The organism is Candidatus Chordibacter forsetii (genome assembly GCF_964187505.1).
GTDB lineage: Bacteria > Verrucomicrobiota > Verrucomicrobiia > Opitutales > Seribacteraceae > Chordibacter > Chordibacter forsetii.
In genome coordinates this window covers 1-3354 of sequence record NZ_CAXLML010000124.1, presented here as the reverse complement: position 1 = coordinate 3354, position 3354 = coordinate 1, and the positions used below count along the sequence as shown (strand labels likewise).

General features: G+C 44.2%; 3 protein-coding genes. All 3 read left to right on the top strand.

Translation table 11 applies throughout. The features are described from left to right. A partial coding sequence (locus ACKPQ4_RS05710) for an alpha/beta hydrolase family protein (protein WP_407680238.1) occupies positions 1-1626 on the top strand: 1626 nt, incomplete at its 5' end. Positions 1627-1719: 93 nt separating this feature from the next. Continuing rightward, positions 1720-3009, top strand: a complete 1290-nt coding sequence (locus tag ACKPQ4_RS05705; RefSeq protein WP_407680237.1) for an aminopeptidase P family protein — start codon at positions 1720-1722, stop codon at positions 3007-3009. 121 nt (positions 3010-3130) lie between these two features. Then, a partial coding sequence (locus ACKPQ4_RS05700; RefSeq protein WP_407680239.1) for a sulfatase-like hydrolase/transferase occupies positions 3131-3354 on the top strand: 224 nt, incomplete at its 3' end.

Below are 3354 nucleotides of genomic sequence, written 5' to 3'. Positions count from 1 at the left end.
AGTCGCTATGTTACTTATAAAGTTGGAACCTTTAAGGGGGTAGAAGCCCGCGTAGCCGCCTACTACACCTTTCCTGACAAACCTGGCAAACATCCATCATTCGTATGGACACATGGTGGTGGGCAGAGAGCTGAAAAAGATCGGGGGATCTATTTCGCTAAGCAGGGATACGCCGTGATCGATATTAATTGGCTCGGCCGATCGATGGAGAAAGGGGTCAAAGAAAATACCGACTGGGGAAAAGTCGATCCGACCTTGGGTCCAAGGTTTTACCCTAAGGCATTAAGACAGCAGTGGAAAAGAACCTTGATACCAGACGAATATTCAATTGATCCAGTGCCAAGCCCGAGAAATTCCAATTGGTTTCTCTTAGCTGTTGCAGGGAAAAGAGGGATTACTTTTTTGGAGCAACAGCCAGAAGTCGACGCAAACCGCATCGGCTTTGCTGGTTTTTCCATGGGTGGAGTGATTACCGCAATGAATGCAATCGATCCTAGGTTAAAAGCAGTTGTGCCCTTTGTGGGGGGCTCTGGCTTCAATCATCAAGACCTCCCCGAAATCGAGGGGAGTAGCCAGCGTGCTCATTATAAAAATATCGAACTTTACCGGACAACCGTTGATGTGAGTAGTTATTGGCCCCGAGTTCAATGCCCGGTTGCTTTTCTCACTTCTTCCAACGACTTCCACTCACCTTATGAACGTATCCAAAAGTGTATGAATTTACTGCCCCATAAAAACTATCGAATCTCTGCAAACATGCACAGAAACCACGGTCCTGATCCAGAACAATGGGTACTGCTTAATCTGTGGTTTGATCGATACCTCAAGGGCAAACAAGTTAACATCCCTCCAACTCCCTCATCTTTATTGGAAATTAAGAAGGATACAGCACACTTTTCCGCCTACCCTCAACAAACTGATCATTTAATAGATGTCGAAATTTATTACAGTTACGACCCAAACGCACGCACTCGTTTTTGGAAGAGCGCAAATGCAATCAAGGAACACGAAAAATGGTCCGCACAATTTCCTATTTATCCCAAACTCCCATTGTATGCCTTTGCTCTATGCAGGTATAACATGATACAGAACATCCCCCTTCAAAGAGGGGAATCTAAAACTTTTACTCTTAACTCGGTTGAACAAATCTACGAACCACCGGAAATTGACCTATCTTCTTATTCTTTAATACCCAAAACACGACAGGTTGATAATTTTTCCTCCGGAGTAAAGGATTGGGCCATCAGAGAAAACGGTAAACGATTGGAGACTTATAAATTTCAGGACCCCTCGCTTGACCTTTCGAATGAGTTAGACCTTACCCTGGGCATTGACCCTCAAGGTAAAGAACTGATGGTTAGCCTAAAAACAAGTAGCAGTTTTGTATCCAAGGGAGAAGGTATGGGGAAATTTCAAGCAAATAGGAAGGTCGATGGAAAGGGCGAAAGAAAGGTCATCTTCAAGCGAAAGGATTTTACCGATAAGAAAGAAGGGCAAATTGCATGGTCAAAAATTGGAAATTTTTCCATTGCGATAATCGACCTTAAAGCAAAACGCCCCATCAATCTTGCCGATATGGGACCGCCACGCCACCTCAAGTATATTGAGATGATTTCTATCGATTGATCATTAGGGGGGAGGCCAATGATGATCTTTTTTTCAGTACCTTAACTATTTTCAGGATAGCCAATTGACTATCTGTTTTTTAGACCTAGCAGCATGAGACACCAACCGATTGACCCCCAGTTATTTTCCAAAAACAGAGAGAGGTTAATCAATTCCCTACCAATAAATTGCCTGGCTATTCTCAATGCTAACGACCTGATGCCAAGTAATGCCGATGGTACCCTGCCCTACCACCCCAATTCTGACCTCTTTTATCTTTCAGGCATTGAGCAGGAAGAGTCCATTCTTGTCATTCAACCTGGTGCTGAAAAGCCAAGAGACCGAGCTCACCTTTTTCTCCGTAAACCCAATCCAAAACTCACTCTTTGGGAGGGCTACAAGCTTAGTAAAGCAGATGCCCGAACCGTTTCTAGTATTTATTATGTACATTGGATTGATGATTTTGCCCAAGTTTTTGCCAAACTAGCACGCATACAGAAAGGGGCTTTCTTTCTAAATGACAACGAGCACCAAAGGGCAGAAAATCCTGTGGAAACACGGGATCAACGCTTTCGAAACTCCCTCCGTAATCGCTACACCAAAAGAAGGTTTCTTCGGCTTGCCCCCCACCTGCATACTTTGCGGTTTAACAAAGATAATAGGGAAATCACCCTGATCAAGCAGGCAGTTAATATCACCGCAAACACTTTTAAGGATATATTAACTACGATAAAACCCGGTGTAATGGAGTATGAGATCGAGGCAGAATGGGCTCGTGCCTTCATCCGGAAAAGGTGTAAATTTGCTTACGGCCCAATTATCGCCTCAGGAAAGAATGCCTGTATTCTTCACTACCTCCAAAATGATCAGCCCTGCAAAAAGGGGGACCTTTTATTGATGGATGTGGGTGCATGTTATGCCAATTACAACGCAGACCTTACCCGGACAATACCAGTAAATGGAAAATTCTCACCCAGGCAAAAACAGGTTTACCAGGCAGTCCTCCGGGTATTACGTAAGTCCATAAGTGGTGCTACAGCGGGCAAGGAAATCAAACAGTGGAACACTGAAGCACATGAAATGATGAATGAGGAATTAGTGGATTTGAAACTCATTTCCCTTAAAGACTTAAAGAAACAAAAACCAAATCAACCGGCTTGCCGGAAGTATTTCATGCACGGACTCGGGCACTCGTTGGGTCTCGATGTCCACGATGTATCCATCGGTCAAACTCACTTAAACGAAGGTGCTGTTTTTACAGTAGAACCCGGGATTTACATTCCAGAGGAGGGGCTCGGCATTCGACTGGAGGACAATATTGTTATTTCGGGTGATCAACCCATCAACCTAATGACCGAAGCTCCTCTCGAACCAAATGAGATTGAAGAACGGATGAACCCTTGAATTTTTTCCTCTCCTTCCACATAGTTACAACATGAACCTTAAACATTTCCTTCCCATTTTTTGCACCGTCTTTCTTGGCTCGACTTATCTCTTTGCCAGCAAGCCCAATGTTATTGTTATTATGGCTGACGATATGGGATACGGGGATGTCGGTTGTTACGGAGCCAGCACCAAAAACCTCAAAACGCCAAACATTGATCGTCTGGCTAAAGAAGGATTGCGTTTTACCAGTGGTTACTGCTCTGCATCCACATGTACCCCCACCCGTTATTCCTTTCTTACTGGAAACTATGCCTTTCGTAGAAAAGGTACTGGGATCGCTCCACCCAACGGGCCATCGATTAT